The sequence below is a fragment of the Actinomycetota bacterium genome (assembly GCA_030017835.1).
Lineage (GTDB): Bacteria > Actinomycetota > Aquicultoria > UBA3085 > Oleimmundimicrobiaceae > Yes70-04.
The window spans coordinates 75,465-98,725 of sequence record JASEGU010000001.1 but is presented as its reverse complement, the minus strand read 5'-3'; the positions used below and the strand labels follow the sequence as shown (position 1 = coordinate 98,725).

Annotated in this window: 20 protein-coding genes and 1 tRNA gene; all 21 read right to left on the bottom strand. The window is 50.4% G+C overall.

What is annotated here, in order from left to right:
* Window positions 1-7: 7 nt before the first annotated feature.
* Window positions 8-2,503: a mannose-1-phosphate guanyltransferase gene (locus QMD53_00480; GenBank protein ID MDI6799155.1), complete on the bottom strand. Its 2,496-nt coding sequence runs from the start codon at window positions 2,501-2,503 to the stop codon at window positions 8-10.
* A gap of 10 nt (window positions 2,504-2,513) precedes the next feature.
* Window positions 2,514-3,017, bottom strand: a complete 504-nt coding sequence (gene pgsA, locus QMD53_00475) for a CDP-diacylglycerol--glycerol-3-phosphate 3-phosphatidyltransferase (protein MDI6799154.1) — start codon at window positions 3,015-3,017, stop codon at window positions 2,514-2,516.
* A gap of 2 nt (window positions 3,018-3,019) precedes the next feature.
* Window positions 3,020-3,979 (bottom strand): magnesium/cobalt transporter CorA, encoded by a 960-nt coding sequence (corA, locus tag QMD53_00470; protein ID MDI6799153.1) that lies wholly within the window; start codon window positions 3,977-3,979, stop codon window positions 3,020-3,022.
* A gap of 343 nt (window positions 3,980-4,322) precedes the next feature.
* On the bottom strand, window positions 4,323-5,555 hold the full coding sequence (locus tag QMD53_00465) for a hypothetical protein (protein MDI6799152.1): 1,233 nt from the start codon (window positions 5,553-5,555) through the stop codon (window positions 4,323-4,325).
* 143 nt (window positions 5,556-5,698) lie between these two features.
* Window positions 5,699-6,481: a hypothetical protein gene (locus QMD53_00460; GenBank protein ID MDI6799151.1), complete on the bottom strand. Its 783-nt coding sequence runs from the start codon at window positions 6,479-6,481 to the stop codon at window positions 5,699-5,701.
* Window positions 6,482-6,576: 95 nt separating this feature from the next.
* A complete protein-coding gene (locus QMD53_00455; GenBank protein ID MDI6799150.1) occupies window positions 6,577-9,786 on the bottom strand; it encodes a hypothetical protein in 3,210 nt (1,069 codons plus the stop codon).
* Between the two features lie 70 nt (window positions 9,787-9,856).
* Window positions 9,857-10,861, bottom strand: coding sequence for a hypothetical protein (locus tag QMD53_00450; GenBank protein ID MDI6799149.1), 1,005 nt, complete (start codon window positions 10,859-10,861; stop codon window positions 9,857-9,859).
* A 130-nt stretch (window positions 10,862-10,991) separates the two neighbouring features.
* On the bottom strand, window positions 10,992-11,537 hold the full coding sequence (locus QMD53_00445) for a hypothetical protein (GenBank protein ID MDI6799148.1): 546 nt from the start codon (window positions 11,535-11,537) through the stop codon (window positions 10,992-10,994).
* Window positions 11,538-11,855: 318 nt separating this feature from the next.
* Complete coding sequence (locus tag QMD53_00440; GenBank protein ID MDI6799147.1) at window positions 11,856-13,085, bottom strand: cell wall-binding repeat-containing protein; 1,230 nt, start codon at window positions 13,083-13,085, stop codon at window positions 11,856-11,858.
* 397 nt (window positions 13,086-13,482) lie between these two features.
* Complete coding sequence (locus QMD53_00435) at window positions 13,483-13,704, bottom strand: DUF5615 family PIN-like protein (GenBank protein MDI6799146.1); 222 nt, start codon at window positions 13,702-13,704, stop codon at window positions 13,483-13,485.
* A gap of 3 nt (window positions 13,705-13,707) precedes the next feature.
* Entirely contained in the window at window positions 13,708-13,932 is a 225-nt protein-coding gene (locus QMD53_00430) for a DUF433 domain-containing protein (protein MDI6799145.1), read from the bottom strand.
* A gap of 215 nt (window positions 13,933-14,147) precedes the next feature.
* Window positions 14,148-14,224 (bottom strand) — tRNA-Pro (locus tag QMD53_00425).
* Between the two features lie 55 nt (window positions 14,225-14,279).
* On the bottom strand, window positions 14,280-15,338 hold the full coding sequence (locus QMD53_00420; GenBank protein ID MDI6799144.1) for an NAD(P)H-dependent glycerol-3-phosphate dehydrogenase: 1,059 nt from the start codon (window positions 15,336-15,338) through the stop codon (window positions 14,280-14,282).
* The gene (plsY, locus tag QMD53_00415) at window positions 15,316-15,987 is read right to left on the bottom strand and encodes a glycerol-3-phosphate 1-O-acyltransferase PlsY (protein MDI6799143.1); all 672 of its coding nucleotides are present in this window, start codon (window positions 15,985-15,987) and stop codon (window positions 15,316-15,318) included. Before plsY ends, QMD53_00420 begins: the two co-directional genes overlap by 23 nt.
* 34 nt (window positions 15,988-16,021) lie before the next feature.
* A complete protein-coding gene (gene der / locus QMD53_00410; protein ID MDI6799142.1) occupies window positions 16,022-17,341 on the bottom strand; it encodes a ribosome biogenesis GTPase Der in 1,320 nt (439 codons plus the stop codon).
* Window positions 17,307-18,638, bottom strand: a complete 1,332-nt coding sequence (locus QMD53_00405) for a DUF512 domain-containing protein (GenBank protein ID MDI6799141.1) — start codon at window positions 18,636-18,638, stop codon at window positions 17,307-17,309. The genes der and QMD53_00405 overlap by 35 nt, the downstream gene beginning before the upstream one ends.
* A 32-nt stretch (window positions 18,639-18,670) precedes the next feature.
* Complete coding sequence (locus tag QMD53_00400) at window positions 18,671-19,522, bottom strand: 4-hydroxy-3-methylbut-2-enyl diphosphate reductase (GenBank protein ID MDI6799140.1); 852 nt, start codon at window positions 19,520-19,522, stop codon at window positions 18,671-18,673.
* Window positions 19,512-20,051: a lysophospholipid acyltransferase family protein gene (locus QMD53_00395; GenBank protein ID MDI6799139.1), complete on the bottom strand. Its 540-nt coding sequence runs from the start codon at window positions 20,049-20,051 to the stop codon at window positions 19,512-19,514. Before QMD53_00395 ends, QMD53_00400 begins: the two co-directional genes overlap by 11 nt.
* An 88-nt stretch (window positions 20,052-20,139) precedes the next feature.
* Window positions 20,140-20,811 carry a (d)CMP kinase gene (gene cmk / locus QMD53_00390; GenBank protein ID MDI6799138.1) on the bottom strand — a complete coding sequence of 224 codons (672 nt, stop codon included), beginning with the start codon at window positions 20,809-20,811 and terminating at the stop codon, window positions 20,140-20,142.
* 7 nt (window positions 20,812-20,818) lie between these two features.
* Window positions 20,819-22,135 (bottom strand): 3-phosphoshikimate 1-carboxyvinyltransferase, encoded by a 1,317-nt coding sequence (gene aroA, locus QMD53_00385; GenBank protein MDI6799137.1) that lies wholly within the window; start codon window positions 22,133-22,135, stop codon window positions 20,819-20,821.
* Complete coding sequence (locus tag QMD53_00380; protein MDI6799136.1) at window positions 22,132-23,259, bottom strand: prephenate dehydrogenase; 1,128 nt, start codon at window positions 23,257-23,259, stop codon at window positions 22,132-22,134. The genes aroA and QMD53_00380 overlap by 4 nt, the downstream gene beginning before the upstream one ends.
* Between the last annotated feature and the right edge of the window lie 2 nt (window positions 23,260-23,261).

The following is a 23,261-nucleotide window of genomic DNA, read 5'->3' as shown; positions in this document are numbered from 1 at the left end:
TCTCCCCTTATTTTGGAAAGAATTCCTCTATCATGCCGGCATACTTATCTATCTTTACTTCAGCATCTCTCTTGCTCGCCCCTTCCGAGAATATGCGGCAGAGCGGCTCGACTGAATCAGGGATCAAGAGCGTCCAGCCCGTCTCATCAAAGATCTTAATTCCATCGGTCAAATCGACCTCTTTCTTGGCCGACTCCTCTAAAAGCTTTCTCATAACCAAGCCCTTATTCTCCCAAGCGCAGAATAGGTCCCTCTGGGCCAGATGATAGGCGGGCAGACCGGCTTCTATCTTAGATATCGGCTCGTTTGCCTTGGAGAGGAATTCTATGAGCATGACTAGAGTCTGAATCGCATCATAGAACGGATTCATCCTGCTAAAAATGAACCTTCCGCCTTGAGCGCCGGCAAAGACGACATCCTTCTTGAGGGCCGTGGTCATCAGATCTGTCGGGTTCAGCCTAGTCCTAAGGACCGTGCGGCCGTACTTTTCAGCAATCTTCTCAACAGCCGTAGAGACAGTAACCGGCACCGCTATCTTGCCTTTCTGACCAAAGCGGCACATCAGATCGACCAAGATGAGGAGAAGATAGTCGTAACCGATCCTTTTGCCTTTATCATCGACGACGATCAGCCTCTCGCACGTCGAGTCGATGAGAGCTCCAAAGTCGGCGTTGAAGCTCTTTACGGTCTGGCCGAGCTGCATTATGAAGGCTTCAAAATCGCTTACGCTGACGCTCGTCCTGTCCTCATCGGTGAAAGCGTTGAGCGATATCACCTCACAACCAAGCTTTCCGATGAGTTGGGGACAGACCAAGGAGGCATTACCATAGAAATAATCCAAGACGACCCGGTGTCTCCTCTTCTTTATCAGCTTCTTATCGAGCTTCTTTAAGATGGATTGACCATAATATTCATAGGTTAAGGTGGGAAAGATCGTCTCGCCGACCTCATTGTGGAAGGATCTCCTAAAATCCTCCCGGTAGTAGATGCGCTCTATCTTGCGCTGCTCACTCTCGGATATATCAACGCCATTGGTGTCAAAGAAGTTTATCTCCACCACCTGCGGCTCGAGTGGCGAAACCTGAATATGGATGCCGCCGTCGAGACGACCAGAGCGTACGGTGAAGCGGTTTATCGGAGTTGGGGCGGTCCTAAGATCACGGCAGTGAACGGCGGCCGAACTTAGGCCCGCAACTATCGCCCTCTTTATCATGCGCGATGGCCGGCTGGAATCGCGGCTGACGGCAACTTGGGACCCCTTATCCAGCGTGCTTCCGTAAGCCATGGCGAGCCTTGCGGCCATATCCGGCGTGATATCGATATTTATTATCCCTGCTACGCCCTTTTTGCCAAAGAGCGTCCTGGTGCCCTTCGACTCCCAAATGACGCTCCTTGTGACGGTGGAACCGCCGTCGATTACCTTGAAGGGATAGACCTTTACGTTATTGTTGATGACCGCCCTCTCGCCTACCAAACAATCATCTCCAAGAACCGCTCCCTCTTCCAAGCGGGCCGATCCTCTGATGTCGCAGTTCTTGCCGACTATGCAGCCTCTTAATGAGACATTGTTCTCGATATAGGTATTCTCCCCGACGAGTGCTCTGTCGATTCTGGCATGCCCTCTGATGATGGCATTGTTCCCTATCACGCTATATTTTCCGACCGAAGCCCCCGCCTCAACCTTGGAGTCGTGACCGATGATGGCCGGCCCCTCTATTTTGGAATTTGGATCTATTGAGGCGCCTTCACCCACCCAGATGCCGGACCTGGTCTTTATGCCGGGGATATTCACCTTGACCTTGCCATCCAAAATATCTCGTTGAGCCTGAATGTACTGACCAATGTCACCAATGTCGCACCAGTAGCCATCGGCCACATAGCCGTATAAGGGAAAACCTTTAGCCAGAAGATCGGGAAAGAGCTCCTTGGAAAAATCGTAGGGGCAGTCTGAAGGGATGTGCTCGAAAATAGAGGGCTCCAAGATGTATATACCGGTATTTATGGTGTCGCTGAAGACCTCGCCCCAGGATGGCTTCTCCAAAAATCTTACGATGCGTCCATCCTTTTCGGTGATGACGATGCCAAACTCTAAGGGATTATCCACCCTCTTTAGGGTGATGGTCGCCATCGCCTTCCTCTTCTTATGAAATTCGATAGCCTTATTTAAGTCTATATCAGTCAGAGCGTCGCCGCTGATGACAACGAAGGTCTCGTTCAGATAGGCGGCTGTATTCTTTACGCTTCCGGCCGTACCTAGGGGAAACTCCTCTATCGCGTAGCTTAAATCTATGCCCAGCTCTTCTCCTTCGGCGAAATAGCTCTTGATGACCTGGGGAAGATATTGGAGAGTGGCCACGATATCGGTTATCTTGTGTTTGGCAAGATGCTCTATGATGTGCTCCATTATCGGTTTGTTGGCTACTTGGACCATCGGTTTAGGCAGATTGCTGGTGAGCGGGCGCAGGCGGGTCCCCTCTCCCCCCGCCATGAGTACAGCTTTCATATGACCTCCTTCATGATTTACTGAGAGCCGAAATTTTGAGTAGATAATCCAAAAAAGAGATGACCGAAAAGAGCGCCGCTATATAGAACGTCCAGGCTCCAATGGCATGTCCGGTCAGGACCAGCGGCACCGAAATCATTATGAGGGCCGTTGAGAGTTTGCCCAAGAATGTGACCTCAATCTCTCTTCCTTTGGCCTTCAAGAACCAAGAGCCCAAAAGAACGAGTATATCGCGTAAGATCACCACTAATACTATCGACAAAGGAAGCAAATCCTTAATAATAAATATCGCCAAAACCGATACTATAAGTATTCGATCGACCAAGGGATCGAGAAGCCTGCCGAGATCTGATATTTTGATCAGGCGTCTTGCCAGATATCCGTCGATCCAATCGGTTGCCGCAGCGAAAACAAAGAGGAGGGCTGCAAGGTGAATCTTGCCTGATAAGGCTGCTGTTATAATGGCTGGCACCAATATGAGCCTGGTCAAGGTGACAAGGTTCGGGATACTCAAGGCTACCACCAGCGCTTCCTTTTGAAGACAATGAAGGTCACCACAGAAAAGATCGTCATGAAGGCAAGGACGATGAAGTAGCCATAGCGCCAATTCAGCTCGGGCATATTTCTAAAATTCATCCCGTAAAGACTCGTTATCAAGGTGAGCGGCATAAAAATGGTCGCGACTATCGTCAGGCGCTTCATGACCTCGTTCATCTTGTTTGAGACTTGACTCAGATATATCTCCATGGCCCCCGATATGACCTCCCTCGAGGTATCGACGAAATCCAAGATCCTGACCAAGTGGTCATAAATATCCTGAAAATAGAGGTAGACGTCTTGGCCGATCAACTTTTCGTGCCTGATTAGAAGGGAGATGACCTCTCTCTGTGGCGCAACTATCTTTCTTATGGCCAGAAGCTTGCGCCTGTAACCAAAGAGCCTTTTAAGCTGGTCCTGGCTTGGGGCGCCGAATATCTCGTCCTCCAAGAGATCGATGTCATCGCTTATCTTGTCGATCAAAAGGTAGTATTCATCTACCATGTGATCTATGACGGCGTGCAGGATGAAACCTGGCCCTTTGCCCATTAGGTTTTTGGACTCTTTGGCCCTTTCGTATAGTTTTGAGAGGCTCTTTATCTCGACGTAATGGATGGTAACCACCAAGTTGGAGGTAACGAAGATATCCACCTCGCTAAATGAGGGTTCTTGGCTGCTTTGGTCCGCAAGGGGACTGTGCCAAACTATAAAGAGATGGTCGCTGTAGGTATCGATCTTTGGCAGATTAAATTCGGCCTCGGCGTCCTCCATGGCCAGGGGGTGAAAGCCGAAGTAGTCCACTAGGAGGCCGAGTTCCTCCTTGGTTGGAGAAGAGAGATCTACCCAGCCTACTGCATCATTATCGGTTAGAATGCCCTTAAGTCCGCTGGCATCGACTTCTAAGCTTTCACCCTGACGATGGATGAGCGTTTTAATCATAAGGCCTCCTTGCGAATTGATTCAATTTTAACATGCCTTGTGACCTGTGGAAAATGAAATTGGACCAATCTTCAATTTAAGCTCATGCTATGGATGGGTGTGATCAATTTTGGGTGTAGATTATTGGTAGGTTATTCTACAATCGGAGCCAGCCGCTAAAATCACAAAAAAGAAGCTAAAAAACGGGGCTCTGTCTTCCTCGTTTATGATGCCGAAGTTGTGCCTCTTGATTGCCTTGACTTTGAAACCGTTGTGATCAAATTCTTCCATTTTTTAATTCAACCCCGAACGTGAACCTCGCCTATGTGACGGCGAAATTCTAAAAACTTGAAGATGTTAAGACCTATATGAAATCATCATCCTTGCCCATGTTGAGCTTTAGGCCTTTCTTCTTATCGGATTGAACTTCAAAATTATTGAGTTCAACGCCGCGCTTTTTGGGATTTCTGAACCTCTTGTAGCCGGTGTAGTTGTATAGAGTCTTCGACGATCTAACGATGCCATCCGGACTGGAAAGGATGTACGTGATGATGGCTCCGCCCATATGAGAGGCGCTACTCTTAAGAACGCTCCTTTTTAACCTGCTGTTCCCACCGACATAAACCGGTTTTAAGGCCAGCATATCGGTGCCCTCCTTGTCTAACTCGAAAGATATCCCCTCCGCCTTCATCAGCCCCTCGAAGACGGTCTGACTATCTTCGTCCTTCTTGTCATTAAGAATGGAGATTATTCTATCGTGATAGGCATTTAAGACCTTGAGGCGTTCGGCCAGACCCTTGTTTGAGTCTTTTCCTTTAAGCTCGTTAAGCCTCTCTATGGCCCTATCTTTTAAGGTGCGAAGATCGAAAAGAGCCGTTAGAATCAGTTCGGGCGGCCTGGATATGACGCTCGGATAGACCACCTCTACCCCATCGTATTTAAGATGATTTGCGACCTCGGCCACCAATGCCTCTTCCACCAGGTTAAATTCGCTAAAAGTTATGCCGGTATCGTTTTTGAAGAGACTCGCTATATCCATGAAGGACTTCATGGCTATCGGAGCAACCGTTGAGATGACCGCTTTGGCCGCCATCGAGGTAAGAAGACGTGAATCGGCTGCTTCTTCTTCAGCAGCCTTATGCGCGTACTCCTTCACATCGATGTGACCATCATGCTTCCTGCCCATAATTTTAGCGATGGCCTCATCTTCAACCCTCAAAGCCGTCTCGTACTCTCCTATCAAGAGATTTATTTGAGTTAAGAAGGACCTATAGGAGGTGACCATCTCCAGATGGCTTTCAGAATAGATCATCACCCGCTCGCTGCCGATTCTGCCAACCTCAAGAGCAATTTGAGAGGCTATCTCGGCAATCGCCTTGTAACTTAAGATGCGAGATTCGAGGCGGTATTTGTCTTCGACTGAAACTCGGTCTTTTGACGGCGCCCCGGCTATCTTGGGCAATTTTGACTCAAATATCTCTTTCCTGCTCTCTGCGATCTTCCGCTCAGCTTCAACTATCTTGAGCTCTAATTCGTCCATTTCTAACTGGTCTTTTAATTTTTTGATTTCACTCTCAGAGTTTGAATTCTTGGTCAACTTGCACTCCTTTTCACTTTCTTTATAAATTTAAAAATTTCTGGCCGCTCCCAGAGCCAACTATAATCAAATGGGAGAGATATGGCAACATGAGGAAACCGGATTAATCTAAAATTTAAGGCTTAAAGCCAGGGCTTGAGCGATCATCTCTTGGCTAAAAGACGAGCTAAAAGGTAAAGCGAGACCAGTAAACCGAGGGTTGAGGCAATCATCAAGATGATGATTAAGCGGCTTGGCGCAAAAAAATGCGTCTCGGCGGTATCTGCCGACAGAGTATCAAGGCTGACTTTGATTATATATCTACCGGAAAGCCCTTTGACGTCGCCGATGGTCACGCTCGCCTCTTCGCCTGGGGCTATGGCTTGGCTTCGAAATGCTTCATTTACGGCGGCCGCCCTCCCGCCCTCCTTAATGATGGTTAGCCTGCCCGATGGACTGCTTTCTACGCTGCCCTGGTTCTTCAGCACAATGATGAATTTTGGGCACCCATACCATTCGCCGACCACATCAAGCTTAGAGACTTCATCCTTGACTAGAGGCAGCACGTTGATATTGAAGGTGACACCAACCCGCCCCACTATATTAAGACCTTGAGAGCCTTTAGCGGCCGTGTCATCTGAGATGAAGACGACGACCTTATGATCGCCGGCCTTGCTGCCGTAAGGCACCTCCATCTGGTAGCTGAGCCTCTTGGATTGACCGGGTTTTATCTTTATGGCCGTTTTGTCCAGCTCTATCCAGGTGGCCACAGAGCTTGGATCGTCCTCATCCAATCTTTTATAGGTTACGCTGCCATCATCGATGACGATATCCTGCACGGTCATGCTCAGATTACGTTCCTTTTCCCCTCCAATCAAAAGCAGTTCACCCGAAATGGCCGAGCCAGGCGGTGCGGAGAGATTGACCTCGGTCGGCTTTACGGTCACGCCTGATTCCTCCCGAGCAAGAGCAAAAGATGTAATCAAGAATGAGGCCACCATAAACAGTATTGATATTTTGAGCCAGATCTTCATCTTGGTGATCATAGAGGCAGGGCCGTAAGGGTATAAATTATGGTTGTGGAATATGGCAAGCTAGATGGCGGGTCGGTGTCCCAATCTATCCAGAGGCGATAGTCCAAATAATGGTTTCTTATACCAGGCGTTTGATCTTCAAAGATTATCGCCTCAACGGTTGATGAAAAACTGGTCCAGTTCGTGGGCTCGGGTGGGGTTAAGGGATCGGCATCAATACCATACTGTAGCCTGGTAGCCGAGATAACCTCGCCCTTATCGATATCGGCTATGAAGTCGCCGTCAGCTATCGTGGAGATGGAGTACCTGTTGCCGAAGACCCTGGCCTCTAGTTTGACGGCGTGGGTATCAATAGTATAAGCACCTTGGCCGATATAGTAATTCTGGTTGGCCAGAACATCGCCGAAACTCATGATGAAAGGCGCAATTGCATCGTACGTAGCGGCCTCCGGATTGAAGACCTCTATTATCATCATGGCCGATGAGGCGTTGGCCGTTGTGGTATCGGTGGCTGATTCTGTAAAGCCGTTATGGGTTGAGGTGCCGGTGATGGTGGTGGTATTGACAGCGCCGCTTGGCGCGCCTGCGGGAATATACACCTTTACCTTGATGTCTACGCTCGAATAGGGGGCGAGGGTTACCGAAGATATTTGCGTCGTTTCGCTTGAATTCCAAATCTCTGACGTCCAGCCCTGAGCCGCCAAGCTATCGGACTTCGAGAGGTTAATCCTATTTTGATAACTGGGCTTAATGCTAATGGCCGTCATCGAATCCCAGGCGGCGCCGCTTGCCGTATGCTCAGAGCCATCGATAATATTGGAAGGGACCGCCGCCCTATTGGTTATATAAGTATGCGGGTTGATGTTTTTTGTATCATAAAAAATATCAGCTTCGATTGAGCCGCCATTAGTCCCCCAACCAGTAGCCCAGGTGGAAATATTCCTCACAGCACCACCAGGGTTAGACCTAGCCAGATTGATGATTTCCGCCGCTTGATCGCCAGCATTTATCGCAAGCGGCGGATTAAAGGGTCCAACCACTCTGTTGGCGGTGGAACCGCTATTAAAATTTCTTGCGTCTGTAAGTGGCGTTGTTTGATCCACGCCTGAAAAAACTGAAGCATAGACCCAATTATAGTGTGATGTCCCGCCGGCAATGGTGATGTTTAAGCTGGCGCTTGTCGCAGCCTGTATGCCCGCTTCATTCAAATAATATAGGTAAGTGTGATTCCAGGTGCCGGTCGAGGCGCCATCGCCGGCCGCAAGGGTAAGGGACTGGCCTCCATAGGTTACGTTGCTTACTGTTTGGCCGCCTGGCGAGGTCCGAGTCGATGAAATGGCCACCACCAGTAGGCGATTAGAACCTGCCGATATCGGATAATTGCCTATGGAACCGCTGGGATAACTGGTTGAAGCATATCGTTGAGACCAGCCTTGCAAGGTTGAAAGCGGAACGGGGCCGTAGTTGGTTATGGTGTGGGTATAGGTGACCGGGGTCTCTCCGGTGCCGCTACCGGAATTGTCAGGGCTAATTGAGAACTTACTTATGGGATTGAGCGAAAACGCGATAAGGGCTGACCGGTTATGGTTGGTTGTTGCGGTGACTCTTACCAGGGAAGAGCCTGCATTTTTGGTGGTAGCTTCACCCACCCCCGTCCTGTTGCCACCATCGTTGTCATATCTATCAAAGAGCTCGTTAAATGCCCAAGCCGTCGAGGTAGCAAGATCTACCTGTCCGTCCGCGCTGCCCAGGTTCATGTTTATGGCATAGACAACCTGGCCGCCCTCTAGATTCGTTACCGCTCCCGAAGGCGCGTTGAAGACGTTGGTGTTGGTGGTCGTCGTACCGTTAGAAGCGGTGCCCGTTGCGATGCTGTTTATCGTATTGTTGGGACCATTGCCGGTGTTCTGATTTATGTTTTGATAGGTCTTTACAAAGATCGTGGTTGCCACATTCGCAGTAACGGCCATATTTTGAGAGGTTGCCGAGCTGCCTATCACCCGATAGCCGGTATATATTTGAGCATTATTATTTTGGACAAGTGAAATTGTGGTGGCAGCCACTCCCCCGATTTGGACGTTGTTAATAGCGGTTCCAATTTCTGCACTTGCCGCTACAACGACAACCCTATCGGTGCCGGCGGGCGCCACATAGTTTGCCGGATCAGCCGTAGTTGTAACGATATTCGTTATCATTTGGGGGTTGGTTCCGGTAACACCGTCCGAGTCATTATAGGTGGCTCTGACATCATAGCTGCTCGAAGAGAAGAGCCCGGTTATGGTGGCCTCGTAGGGCGAGGCAGTGTGGGACGCATTTGTCACCCAGTTCGTCCATTCGACATCCGCTGATAATTTATAATCTACCGTGTAGGTATTGTTGGCGTTGTCGTCACCTGAATAAGGCATGGAGACGGCGATGGTTGTCACGCCGGCCACAGCGGTGGCCGGCGCGGTGGTGGTGGAGTTTTGGGAGACCATGCTGGCCTTTAGGGCGATGGTCTGTGCAACCCATTTTGCTGAAAGGGGCGGTCCCTCAAAAGTCATATCGGCGGTCTTTGTACCGCTAGCGCCGATGGCCGCTTGCAACACATCATCAAGCGCGGTATTGGGACCGCTGGTGCTCAAATTAAAAATATCATAGCGCTCAGTCATGCCCGCCGGCGTGCTAAACTCTGGTTTATCGCCTACGCCAAAGAGGGCAACGACCATATCGCCAGCAGCCGTGGTGGTTACGGAGGGAGCCACGGCAATTGAGCTATCCCCGCTATTAGACCCTATGACATCTATGGGACTAACGGTATTAACCCCACTATAAGCGGTGATACCGCCAGAAGCCCGGATAGCGCTACCAGCTTTATCGACGCCGAAGTCGTAAGATATCGGCTCGCTTGCGCCCGCAACCTTATAATAAGTGGCAAGGCCAACATCGCTGGCATTGTCTATCCTTTGAATAAAAGTCCAACCAGAGGGCGGCGTGATCGTTGAGGTTTCGGCTTCGTTCACGGCGATGCCGGCTAGTAGCAGATCTCCGGACGCCGTTGAGCCCGGTCTGCTGATGGTAAGAATAAGAACCGGATTAGGGCCGCTCTGATTTGTCGCGGTTGAACCAAAAGAGATTGCCGCAAAAGCTGGGCCGGGGGTGAGCATCGTAAAGAGCATCCCAAACAGAGTGGTCAGAACGATCATTCGCTTTGTAAAATCTCTTTTTAAGATTAACATTTAACCCCCTATAATCCCCATCTATCCACCCTGTTAAACTTATGAGCTTTTGGTTGCCCCACTGGCCGCCTCAGCGGCCGAAGCGATCGTTTAATCGCCGCTTTACCGAGGTGAAAATCCAAATTATCAGGGCGATAAGCGAAGTGGTAAGAATTATCAGCGTCCAGGGGATTATCCAAAAAGACCTCTCCACCTCAAGCTCGGCAAAATCGGTCTGGCTGGTCGGATAGATGAAGGGGCCGTGAAAACTGGCCGGACCGAAGGCGGGAGCCTTATCCCAGAGGTAGTCGAACTCGCGCTTGCCCTTGGGAAGGATGGTCATCGGCTGGATGGTGTCAATTTCTGGCTCGCCAAACCAGGCGCTCTTAAAAGTGCCCTCGCTGCCCACGTTGAGATGGGTATTGCCGGTCGCCTCAAAGACGGCCTTGACGGTTACCTCGGGTTTCACCAGGGCCTCCCAATTTAAGCCTAGCCCCTTGAAGGTGAAGCCCTTAAATTTTAGCCCCTCGATGAAGGGTTTGAAACGGCTCTTGAGCTTTAGACTGACCACGTTGCCGTTGCGAGTCAAGACGTCGGAAAAAGGCAGAGCCGGATCGCCCACGGCCGAGACAACGGCTGTGCCAATCCTGGCCACCTGACCAACCATGCCCTTCTCGCCTTGTATCGGATCCAATTTGGTCTCAAAGAAGACGGCGCTGTGATGGGTGCCGTAGAGGATACCCATTGGGGCCTTCAGGGTCAAGGTGACCTCCTGGACCCCGCCGGGCGGGATATGGAAGTCATTTGGGGTGATGGTTATCCACTTGGCGTTGGATGCCTCCATCTCTCCAGCGTCGAAGAATTTATAGACGTTGGTCTGCGATACTGAGTAGTCGCCCGCATAGGCGATGACATGGGAAGTTAAGTCCGAATTATTCGATACTCTTATTTTTGTGGTGTAACTGTCGCCCGCCCTTATTTCGAAATCAAGCTTTGAGGGAGTTACCCCGATGTTTATCTCTTGAGCAAGAGACGGATGGGCTAAAGTGACAAATAATAAAATCGAAATAAGGACAGTTAACAATCTTCTATGCATAAACTCACCCCAAAAGGTGTTATCGGCCAACTCTAAATATTATATGATATTTAAAGACATATTGCTACCTAGATGAATATTAATAAAAAAACCCACCTCAAGGTGGGTTTTTTTACATAAACTTAAATGTTTAGCTATTAAACGCGGTGTAGCGTATCACAGTCCGATAGCCATCAGCCAAATCTTCATTTCCATCAAGAGTGAGGGTATATGTTAAATTAGCTACTCTTCCACCGGTCGTCGTTCTGAGCTGGTTTTCCAAAACAGGGACCGGAGCTCCAGTCATATCGTGTTTGAATACAAAACCCCCTGCCGAGGTTACGTTCAATTTGTTTACATCTATCCTCTCCGCACCGGCCGTTGCAAATTTACTATCATCATCTCCGCCCTCAACGCCGTCTCTTCCCAAAGACTCAACTGTGAGACCCCATTTCTTGTTGGTCTTGACATTGATTGTCCCGCCAGATTTATCAACCAATTCTCCATCGTAAGCGTATACGTCACCGAAGTTTACAGTTGCAGTCGAAAGTGTCAGATCCATAGCCACCTTATAATTAAAGGTAACCGTATGATCTCCCGTCTTGATTGCCGCCACCGCTGCAGGGGTAAATCCAAGTGTGGTGGAACCCAAAAGATAGGCCGCTACGCTGGCCATGGCCACCATCTTCCTCTTCAATGTGTTCTTCTTGTTCGTTTAGTCCACCTCCTCGCCTTTTTAGATATTGCCCCTAATGTTTTTGTTACTAAAAATGGCCGCCTTTTGTGTGACCACTTCTTTGTGATTTTCATTATAAAACCTTAACCTAGCGTTTGTCAATATGCGTCTATCGACTATTTTCGCTAGCCGGCAAAAGCAGTAAAAAATAAAAACCAAGGCTCAGCCACGTTTTTTAGGCATTGGCGCGTCTTCTTGGCCGTTAAAATTTTGGCGCCTTTATTTTTCGGGCCGCACTTTCAGAAGAAAATGGCTTATAAGGACCGAAAACCGATTTGACTAAATGAGAGCATCTATCTGACCCAAAACGGCCTCCGAGACCGCTCCCGGCCCGCCCAAGATTACAACCTTGCTTATGGCTCCCCTGTTTGCGGCTAGAAAGTCCTTGGTCGGTTTTGAAGCGGTTAAATCGGCCGGATGGACCAGGATCATGACCGAGCCTACCTGCGCCCCATAAGCCCCGCCGGTCAAAGCATCGGGAAAGAGTACTCCGGTAGCGGCTAAGGTGGTGTTATAAGAGAGTCCGTAGATCGATTTGGAATGCTCGGCTACGGCTACGGCCGTCTCATATCTATCCGCTCCGGCCAGCCTTGTGGCCGAAGTGAAAGCCGCAGCGGCCATGTTTGATGAGGGCTTGGCAGTGGTTATTCCCAAGAGTCTCAAGGCGGCGGTTTTCATATCTTCAAGCCTCTCTTTAGTAGCCTGGCTCACTATCCGGCCCGCTATCCCATAACCAGGCGATCCGATTACTAAGGAAGAGAAGGCCGCATCGCTTACAACCCCGTTTCCGCCAACCACGATGGCAGAGGTTGCCCCGAGACTCTTTATGGCGCTCTGCGTGGAGGCCGGAACGCTATCTTTCTTCACCAGCAGGATGGGAAACCCCTTGTAACCTGCAAGCGGAGAGACGGCCAGAGCATCCGGGAAGTCTTCGCCGCTTGCGATGATGACCTTACCCACCCTTGAAGTTTTAGCCTTGACAGCCCCTGCAATAATCTCGGCCGTCTCGTAGCGATCTATCCCTCCCAGCCTGGTAATATTATCGGCGCCGGTCTGAGCTATTATTTGAGCCCTCACGCTGTCACTGACGGCGCCTGTTTCACCCAAGATGAAGCATCCGGTTGCCTTCAAGCGATTTATCTCACCCTTGGCATAGGAGTTTAAGGCGCCAGTCTCGGTCAAGAGGATAGGACAGCCATAAGCGCCGGCCAGGGCGCTACCGGCTAGGCCGTCAGGAAAATTTTCGCCGGTCGAAACGATTACATAGGTTGACCCCTTCGGCCAGCCTTTTTGGCTGACGGTGGCGGCGGTGCGGTAGCGGTCCGGCCCAAAGACGCGCTCCACCTTCTCGGTGTATGGGAGAACGCCGCCTCCGCCACCTTCATCCGGCGGGGCGACAACATTGAAGGTTACCGTATGGCCGCCGCTGGCCGAGATGGCATGGGGTATAAAAAAGAAAGGCGCAAAGCTTGCAATGCATAATATTGTTGCGACGCCAGCTATTAACATTTTCCTTGGATGGTTCATTCTGCTCAATTTTTCCTTTCGGGTCATTGCGCCCGCAAATTTTGATTAAGTTTAAATAAGGTCACGTTATAATAATATTTTTATTATAAGGCAAAACCAGTTATTAGTAAACCCGTAAGTGTAAGTCAATCGGACGTGTGGGTCAGCACCGCTAACGCGAAGCTGAGGTAATTGGCAGAAAAGCCTGAAGGATTGATGATTTAAAAAATAGCCCTGGCAACTGGTTGCTATACTTAAAACTATCCTTTCTCGTGAATCCTTATCTTATCCTCTTCTACTATCGCCACATTGTTTTCAATCTCTTCTATTCTTATGAGGGCCAAGGCTTTTTCAAGATAGAGATTAACTCTCTTGGGCGTAGCGCCTGCTATGCGAATTATTATCGCGCCTGCCGTGGGCTCTCATCCGAGAAAAAGATAAGTTCTCCAAAGTCGAGGTCTTGGGTTATTACCACCCTGCCCAGACTAGCAGCAACCTTTAGCAACTCTTTATCTTTCGCCCTCTTGAGCCCTAAATCGCGTGCATGAACGGCGTTGTGACCGATGCTGTTCAAGTAATTGACGGTTACGGGGGAGAGGTTCATATCAACTAAAAGATCCATCTCCTAGCCGACCCTAAGTCTAATCGATCTCTCTTTGGTGATAAAAGCGGCATATTCAACGGCGGCCTTAATATCTTCGACGGTTAAATCGGGATATGCCTTGACGATACCACTTGGTGAAAAATTGGCTGCAAGCAGGTCTAATATTACATAGACGGGAATCCTGGTCCCTTTGATGCAGGGCCTTCCACCACAAGTCTCGGGATCGATATATATCCGTTCTATCATCTCTACCACCTGCCAGTAAGTCTGGTTGATCTGTATAACATTATAACCAATCTAAGGCTCTCTTAGTAGCAAGTATGATAATTTTTTAGAAAGACAAAAGGGATAAAAGCAGCTATCAAATAGCAAATTCCATCCGATAGCGAAAGGTGAGTCTCGTTTGGAGGTTTATATCGCTTTGAACTTGCAATCATCATGTGGCGGCAGAAGACAAAAAATGGTCGGGGCGACTGGATTCGAACCAGCGACCACCAGACCCCCAGCCTGGTGCGCTACCAAGCTGCGCCACGCCCCGACACTTAAAAAGCTTTTTAAAAAATAGCAAAAAGATTATAGCATTTTAGGACTTCTTAACAAGGTTTTATTCTCTGGCCCAGAGCCGCAGCCTCATCTTTGGCTCCCCGGGCCATCAGGTCGCCCACGCAGTCCTTGGGCTTTTTCCCTTGGTACAAGACGCGAAAGACCGCTTCGGTTATGGGCATGTCGAGCCCGGCCTTGACGGCTAGGTCATGAAGGTTTTTGGCGGCCGTAACCCCTTCGGCCACCATTGAGGTCTCCTTAGCTATCTCGCTAAGAGTCATGCCTTTGGCTATTTTTTCGCCTGTGGCTCGGTTGCGGCTGTGAAGGCTGGTGCAGGTGGCGATGAGGTCACCAAGGCCGGCCAGACCAGAGAAAGTAGAGGCCTCGGCCCCCTTGATTATGCCAAGGCGGGTCATCTCGGCAAGGCCGCGGGTCATAAGGGCGGCCCTGGTATTATCGCCGTAGCCTAGCCCGTCCGACATGCCAGTCGCTAAGGCTATTACGTTCTTGGAGGCCGCCGCCATCTCCACGCCGATGATATCTGGATTGGTGTAGACACGAAAATACGGCGTCATAAATATCTCTTGAACCCGCTTGGCGACTTCCTTGTCATTGGCCGCAGCGACCGTCGCGCTGGGCACCCGCCGGCTCACTTCTTCGGCATGATTGGGCCCAGATATCACGGCGATATCCTTTTCGGAGCCCGGGCCAAGCTCGCTTGCTATGACTTCGCTCATCCTAAGATAGGTCTCCGCCTCTATCCCCTTGGCCAAGCTGACTATTGTCTTGCCTGTAAGGTGCTCTCTGGCTGAGCGTGCCGCTTTACGCATGCCGTGGGAAGGCACCGCCATCACGACAAGACCCGCACCAGGCAATGCTTCTTTGAGATCGGATGAGAAACTCAAAGTCTCTGGAAGATCGAGGTCGGTCAAGTAGCGGGGATTTCTTTTGAGCCTCTTCATATCCTCAACCAAAACAGCGTCCCTTGCCCAAAGGACAACTTCAAACCCCTTCTCGGCCAGAAGGGTAGCTATGGCCGTGCCCCAGCTTCCGGCCCCGATGACCGCAATATTTAGATCTGCCGGCTTAATTGCGACCTTTTTTGCCAATTCTATTCTCCTTGCCGCTCAAAAGACGCTCAATGTTGCTTTTATGCCTATAAATTACCATAAATGATACGAGTAGGCTAAAGATGAGATAAGCCAAATTACTTTGATGGAAATACAAGGTCAAAAAGGGGAAGGCGGCGGCGGCAATTATTGAGCCGAGCGATACGTAGCCGCTTGAGACCATGACGATGAGCCAAATAAAAAAGAGGATCAAGCCGACCTTAGGCATGACCCCCAAGAAAACGCCAAGGCTGACCGCAACCCCCTTGCCTCCCTTAAAGTTGAAGAAGAGAGGATAGGCGTGACCGATTATGGCAGCAAGGGCGACGAAAATAATGACCACTGAATCGAAAGATGAGAAAGGAATTGTTGTATCTCTATTAAAAATGGCCGTAAAGGCGGTCGGCGCTCCCCTAAATAGGTGGCTGGCTATGGCTATTGCCAAAAAACCCTTAAAGACGTCGCCGAAGAGAACAAGAAGACCCGGTCCCGTTCCAAGGACGCGAAGGGCGTTGGTCGCTCCCAAGTTGCCGCTTCCCTCCTGGCTCAAATCGCGCTTGAAAATTACCTTTGCAATCAAGGTGGCGAAGGAGATGGAGCCCAAGAGATAGCCTATAATGATCGAAGATAGGGCCTTAAAATATATCAAGACCGGCGCCTCTCCCCTCTTTTTAAATTCATTTTCAACTCCTCTTCTCCTTGCCGGTGAAGCGGATGATCACGGGCACGCCCAGAAAACCGAATGCCTCACGCATCATGCCTACCAGATACCTTTTAAAGTATATATCAACCAGTTTCGCATCGTTGACAAAGAAGAGAAATATCGGCGGAGCCGTCCTGACTTGGGTCGCATAGAGGAGATTTAGCCTCTTGCCCCCTTTTTGAGCAGTATGTCCTTTGGCTTTGACCTTTTGGACGAGTGCATTCAGCTTGGAGGTCGATATCTCCTTTTTGAACTCACTCGCCACCTCATCAATCGTAGAAAAGACCTTTTTAAATCCCTTATTCTTCAGGGCAGAGACCTTGACAACGGGCGAGTATTCTATGAATCTTAGGCGTTTGGAGAGATTCTTGTAGATGGCTTCCATCTGATCGGGCTCTACAAGGTCCCATTTATTTAGGACGACTATTATTCCAAGGCCCCGGCGCTCCGCCATGTCCGCAATCTTCTGATCCTGTTCGGTTACGCCTTCGGCCGCATCGATGACCAAAAGGGCAATATCGGCACCACCCAGAGCCCTAAGCGCCCTGACCATGCCGTAATACTCGACCCCCTCTATCCGGCTTTTTTTTCTAAGACCGGCCGTGTCTATGAAGCGGTAGGCCCTACCATCCCTTTCGACCAAGGTGTCGATGGCGTCCCTGGTCGTTCCGGATATCTCGCTTACTATCACCCTTTCGCTGCCGATCAACCGATTGAAGATGGATGATTTGCCGACGTTTGGCCGGCCAACTATGGCGATGTTTACCAGAGAGGTCTCGCCAGGTGCCGCTGGGGCCTCCTCGGGAAGAACCTTCACCAGTTCATCGAGAATATCGCCGATGCCAAGACCGTGCAGGGCCGAGGCGGCGTACGGCTCGCCCAGTCCCAAGGCATTGAAGTCGGCCGTTTCGTAGGCCTTCTCTACGTCGTCTATCTTGTTGACCACCAGAAAAAGAGGCTTGCCAGATCTTTTGAGTATCTTGGCTATTTCATAATCATCGACCAAAGGACCCACTTTCGAGTCGACCAGAAAGACTATCGCGTCGGCCTCATCGGCGGCAACCAGGGCCTGTTCTTTGACGGATGAGGCCAGGGCCTCATCATCGCCGAAGATGAGCCCCCCCGTATCGACCAGTGTGAACTCGCACCCGGCCCAATCGGTGGCTATATAGTTCCTGTCCCTGGTGACTCCGATCTCCTCATCTACGATGGCTCGTTTGCTAATGGCCATCCTGTTTACCAGGGTTGATTTGCCGACGTTTGGCCTACCCAATACTGCAACTATCGCCAAGCTCACCATCCTCACAGAGTTTTAAAAGATCCGAAATGAAACCATCGCCGGTGGATGAAACGAGAAAGATTCTCTTCTTCGCCCTATCGGCCACTTCATCGATGGTCAGATCGTCTAAAAGCCTTCCCTCGCCGTTTAATACTATGCCCGGAAGCAGGAAAGGGCCGGCCTCTTTGGAATCCTTCAAAGCTTTAATTATATCCCAGCCGGTCAAGAGGCCGGTTACGCTGACGCCGCCTCCAAAAAAATTATTTTTTATTGGCCAAACCTCAAGATCGATACCATATCCATTAAGATCCTTGCCAAGCTCCTTTACGATGCCCGCCGCAAGCTCTCCCGTTAAAATCATGGCCCGAGCCTTCCCTGGCCAGCCCTCAAGCTCACTTAAGCGGTCTCTGGCTGAGTCTAAAAAGAGTCTTGTCAGGCCAACCCCGTTCTCAAGCTGGGGAAAATCCTCATAATGATCGATATCTGGAAGCTTTTTGCCAGTTATAATATAGAACTCATCGGCTAAAAATACCTTGGCCGATCCCATCTCTTTCAAGCATTCTTCCTGATAGGGCCCATATTCATTGATCAATTCTTCTGCCTCAATTCTGCCGATTGGCCTTAAGGGATAAAGACCTCTTCTGTGACCGGTCAGGCCGACGGGAACCACCCCCACCGAAGCGACGGAGGGAAAGCCAAAGATGAGGCCATCCACCGTATTTCTTAGTTCTTTGCCATCGTTTATGCCGGGGCAGAGGACAATCTGGATGTGTAGTTCGATGCCAGCGTCGCTAAGCCTTCTTAAAAAATCTACGGCCATATCCTCACCTTTGGGCCTGATGAGATTCTGCCTAACGAGGGGATTTAAGGAATGGATGGAGACGTAAAGAGGGCTTAGGCGCTGGGCGATTACCCGCTCGATATCGGCACCTGCAAGATTGGTCAGGGTTATGAAGTTGCCGTAGATAAAGGAGTGCCGGAAATCGTCGTCTTTAAGGAGTAGGTTCTTTCTGACCCCTTTGGGAAGCTGGTCGATGAAGCAGAAGACGCAGCGATTGTTACAGGTCATCAAGGAGTCGAAGACGGATGACTCGAAGGTAAGCCCGAGGTTTTCACCCGGTCCCTTTTTGATCTTAAATTGAAGTTTGCGCCCATCCCTATCGACTAAAAGAGAGGGGAGCACGCTGTCAGAGTGGATCTGATAATCCAAGATGTCGCTTAGGACCACTCCGTTGATATCTAGAAGGATATCGCCCTCTCTTATTCCGGCAGCTTTGGCCGGACTGCTTTCTGCTACTGAGACTATCTTGGCTGTCATGGGAGCCTCAATCTATTAAACTAGGTCTCGTATCAAAGGCTGCACATTGAATCGAGGCCGGAGAGCACCTCGACCACTTCTTCGATAATCCAATTTGGCGCCGAGGCGCCCGCCGTGATGCCGACGGTTTCGATGCCGGCAAACCAGGAGAGGCTAAGGTCGTTGGCCATCTCGATATGGTAACTTTTGGGATTTATCGCCATGCAAATCTCGGCGAGCCTGGTGGTATTTGCGCTCTCCTTGCCACCCACTATCAGCATCAAATCCACCCGGCGAGCCAGATCGGCGGCTGCAACTTGCCTCTTTGCGGTGGCATCGCAGATGGTATTGCAGATCTTTATCTCTCTTGCGACGCTCAAGAGTTCGCCCACAATCTTTTTGACGAGATCGAGAGGTTGGGTGGTCTGAACCACAACCCCCGCCCTATCCTTGAGCTTTAGGTTTCTAATCTGGCCCGGATCGTCAACGACCTTGGCTTTTGTCTCAGCATGGGCTAGAATTCCGATAACTTCCGGGTGATCCTTTTCACCGATAATAACCAGGTCATATCCCTCTTTAGTCAGCTTTTTGCTACATTTTTGAGCCTTTTTGACGAACGGGCAGGTGGCGTCCATCACGGTCAATCCTTTTGCCTCGGCCTCCTCTTTTATTTTAGGAGCGACGCCATGCGATCTTATGATAAGGGTTCCCGAGGTGATGCCATCCAAGGATTCTATCTGCTCAATCCCCTTCTCTTTAAGCGATTCCACGACCTTTCGATTGTGGATTATTGGGCCATAGGTATATATCGGCCGCTTAGAAACCTCGAGGGCTTTTTTGGCAAGTTTTAGTGAGCGCTCGACTCCATAGCAGTAACCGGCCTCGGCGGCGATCTCAATCTTCATGGGCAGCCTGATTAAGGAGGTGGATGAGGGCTTTTCGTATGTTTGCGGTATATTCCTTCCTGTCATCGCTTCTTGTAACCACCCGGCCTATCTTGACCCTTACCTTGGCCGGGCAAATGAATTTTGCTCCTTGCAGAATGGCCTTGTCGGTCCCCGTGATGGCAAGCGGTATTATGGGAGCGGCGCTCATTATAGAGATCAACGCGGCCCCGTCTTGCAAGGGACCGAGTTCTCCTTCGCCCAGTCTATATCTGGTCCCCTCGGGAAAGAGGGCCAATGCGCCTCCGCCTAAGAGAATTTCGAGCGACCTCTTTAAGATCTTCCTATCATATTTGCCCCGGCTTACCGGAAAGACGCCGATCCTTGTCAAGAAGGCGGCCAAAATTGGCGATCGGAAAAGTTCTTCTTTGGCGATGCTGCTCAGTTTTCTTTTGGATAGGGCGACCGCGACCACGAAGGGGTCGATGGCGGTAACGTGATTGGCAACGAATATAACCGGGCCTTGAGATGGCACATTCTCATTCCCCAAGACTTCAAGTCCTAGCGTAAGCCTCAAAAGAACCCTGCAAACGAATAAAAATATTTTGTAAATGATACTCTTTCTCTCGGTCAAAGAATTAAACCTTCCGGCCGATGTGCTCAAGTATCTCAGTCACGACGTCTTCGATGCTTTTTCTCGTGGTATCGATCAAGATGGCGTCATCGGCCCTCCTTAAAGGACTATTCTCCCTGGCGCTGTCGATCGCATCCCTGGATGCGATATCTCTCTCTAAAGAGTCGATGTCAACCTGATAGCCCTTCTCTTCGAACTCTTTACACCTTCTTGTGGCCCTCTCCCTGGCGGAAGCCACCAAAAAGAATTTCTTTTCGGCCTTTGGAAAGACCTGGGTGCCGACATCCCGCCCTTCGGCCACCGTGTCTTTCTCGCCTGCCAGTCTCCGCTGGAGTTCGACCATAGCCATTCTGACCTCTGGTATTTTGGCGACGGCTGAGACGCTCGCCGTCACTCTTGGCGAACGTATCTCCTCGCTGATATCCTGACCGTCTAAAAAGACCTCTATGCAAATATTGTCACCTTGAGTCTTGTTCTTGAACTCAAGGCTTAAATCTCTGGCCAGCCTTCCCATCAATACGGCGTCTTCGGTGTTTAGCGACTTATCCAGGGCTTTGAAGGTGACCGCCCGGTACATGGCTCCGGTATCTAGGTAATCTAATCCGAGATTTAAGGCTACTCTCTTGGCTATCGTGCTCTTTCCTGAGGCGGCCGGCCCATCGATTGCGATTATCATGGAGAAATCACTCCCCTTTAACGAGAGAATTTATCGTCTCTATGAAGCCGGGAAAGGAGATGTCAACCGAGGCGGCTCCGTCGATTACGGTCTCTCCTTCTGCTATGAGCCCGGCGACGGTCAGGGCCATGGCCATCCGATGGTCGCCATATGAATCGACCTTTGTCCCCTTAAGTTTAGACGGGCCCTTGACTTCAAACCCATCGGCAAGTTCTTTAATGTCAGCGCCGAGGCTTTTGAGCTCGGAGGTTATCGCGGTTATCCGATCGCTCTCCTTCACCCTGAGCTCGCCTGCGCCTCTTACGATGGTCGTCCCCTTTGCCTGAGTTGACAAAACGGCAAATATCGGCAGCTCATCGACTATCCTTGGAATCATCTCAGCGTCAATCTCGATCGCTTGGAGAGGTGCAAAGCCTGTCGAAAGATTGGCTCTCGGTTCGTTTGAGATTACCTTTTGATCTCCTTGGATGACGCTTGCGCCCATCATCGCAAGAGCCTCCAAGAACCCGCATCTGGTCGGATTGACTCCGACCGAATCGATCCTAAGGTCGGAATCCTCGATCATCAGGGCGGCGGCCAGTAAAAAAGCGGCTGAGGAGATGTCGCCCGGTATTTCCACCTTGGCTGCTAAAAGCTCTTTTTCCGCGCTTATCTCAATGATGCCGTTATTTGACGATATGTCCGCGTCAAAGAAAGCGAGCATCCTTTCGCTGTGGTCGCGCGATGGAACCTTCTCGATAACTCTGGTCTTACCCTTAGCGAAAAGCCCGGCCAGAAGGATGCAGCTCTTAACCTGCGCGCTTGCGACGGGCATCTCATAGTCGATCCCGGATAGGGTAGAGCCGATGATAGCAACCGGTGGTTTATTGCCGTCATCTCTCGCAAATAAGGAGGCTCCCATCTCCTTAAGAGGAGAGATTATCCGGCCCATCGGCCTCTCTCTTATGGAGGAGTCGCCTGTCAAAACGGAGAAGAAATTTTGTCCGGCTAGGATGCCGGGGAGCATCCGCATGGTCGTGCCCGAGTTTCCGGCAAAAAGCACGTCTTTTGGCTCCTTAAGTGACTTTCGGCCACGGCCCTCAATCACAAGAGCGGTTTTTGAGATATTATTGAACTCCACCCCAAGCTCTTTAAGGCAGCTCATGGTGCTCAAGCAATCATTTGACGAAAGAAAGCCCTCGATCTCAGTTCTGCCCTCAGCGATAGCTCCAAGCATGAGCGCCCTATGGGAGATCGATTTATCGCCCGGCACCCTTACCCTGCCAGAAAAGCTGGGCGCTTTTGTCACGAAGATCTTATCGTCCTTTTGAAAGAGGTGACTCAACGCTCCTCCCTCTCGTAGAGACCGCTTATCTGGACAACATAGCCCTTCTTCTTAAGAACCTTGGCCGCCCTCTTGGCGGAATCTTCGTCCGCCACAACCAGCTTTACCAGCCCGCTCTCTTCGGAAAGATGGACGAGGGTGATGTCTTCTATGTTTATGCCGATGTTTCCGATGGAGACGGTTATGTCGCTGATGGCGCCCGGGCGATCTGTAACCGAGATGGTAAGCTCTTTTAGCGCCCTAATATCCTTCAAGGTGACAATGGGTAGATTCTTCCTTGCGACCTGGGCTTCATGGAGAGCCTTCCTTAGAGCCTCCTTATCCTTTGCCCTTATGGCGGAGGCAAACTTGCCAAGTTCCCTTTCGAACCCCTCAATCTGACTCAAGATGGCCTTGTCGTTCTCTAAGCAGATATCGACCCACATATCGGGGTTTCCCGCAGCTATCCTGGTTGTATCCCTGAAGCCGCCGGCGGCCAGAAGGAGCAGACTCTCCTCCTTCTCCTCTCCCTTTTTGGCCAGATTAACCAGAGCAGCCGAGAGAAGATGAGGCAGGTGACTTATGGCGGCAACCAAATGATCATGTTTTTTCGGTTCGATGGCGATGACTTTTGCGCTTATTGCGGTTAAAAGTGAGTGAAGGCGTTTGAAGGCCGGGGCCGAAGTCTCCTTCGTCGGGGTCAATATGTAATAAGCGTTCTTGAAAAGGCTCTCGCTTGCGGCCGAAATTCCGTCCTTCTCCGATCCGCACATAGGATGACCTCCTATGAAATGATATGATTTTGGCAGAATCTCTTGGATGCTCTGGGTGACCGACTCTTTCGTGCTGCCGACATCGGTGATGATCGCCCCCTCTTTCAGGTGAGGGATCATCTCTTTGACCTTCTCGGCCATCGCCCCGACCGGAAGGGCCAAAAAAATCAAATCGGCCCCTTTAACACCCTCGGCAACATCGGTTGTCCCCGCGTCTATTGCGCCCATTTTTAAGGCCTCGGCGATAACGCCACTTCTTCGGGCTATTCCGACCACTTTCGGGGGACCTTTAAGGGCCTTTATTGCCAGGCCTAATGAGCCACCCATGAGCCCCAGCCCAACGATGGCAACCTTTTCAAAAACGGCTTTCACTT

Excerpts from the sequence above, each read along its gene's own strand:
- QMD53_00480 (MDI6799155.1), bottom strand. The coding sequence starts at position 2,503 with ATGAAAGCTGTACTCATGGCGGGGGGAGAGGGGACCCGCCTGCGCCCG.
- corA (MDI6799153.1), bottom strand. The coding sequence starts at position 3,979 with ATGATTAAAACGCTCATCCATCGTCAGGGTGAAAGCTTAGAAGTCGAT.
- QMD53_00455 (MDI6799150.1), bottom strand. The coding sequence starts at position 9,786 with ATGTTAATCTTAAAAAGAGATTTTACAAAGCGAATGATCGTTCTGACC.
- QMD53_00450 (MDI6799149.1), bottom strand. The coding sequence starts at position 10,861 with ATGCATAGAAGATTGTTAACTGTCCTTATTTCGATTTTATTATTTGTC.
- QMD53_00440 (MDI6799147.1), bottom strand. The coding sequence starts at position 13,085 with ATGTTAATAGCTGGCGTCGCAACAATATTATGCATTGCAAGCTTTGCG.
- QMD53_00435 (MDI6799146.1), bottom strand. The coding sequence starts at position 13,704 with ATGGATCTTTTAGTTGATATGAACCTCTCCCCCGTAACCGTCAATTAC.
- QMD53_00430 (MDI6799145.1), bottom strand. The coding sequence starts at position 13,932 with ATGATAGAACGGATATATATCGATCCCGAGACTTGTGGTGGAAGGCCC.
- der (MDI6799142.1), bottom strand. The coding sequence starts at position 17,341 with ATGGTGAGCTTGGCGATAGTTGCAGTATTGGGTAGGCCAAACGTCGGC.
- QMD53_00405 (MDI6799141.1), bottom strand. The coding sequence starts at position 18,638 with ATGACAGCCAAGATAGTCTCAGTAGCAGAAAGCAGTCCGGCCAAAGCT.
- QMD53_00400 (MDI6799140.1), bottom strand. The coding sequence starts at position 19,522 with ATGAAGATTGAGATCGCCGCCGAGGCCGGTTACTGCTATGGAGTCGAG.
- cmk (MDI6799138.1), bottom strand. The coding sequence starts at position 20,811 with ATGATAATCGCAATCGATGGGCCGGCCGCCTCAGGAAAGAGCACGATA.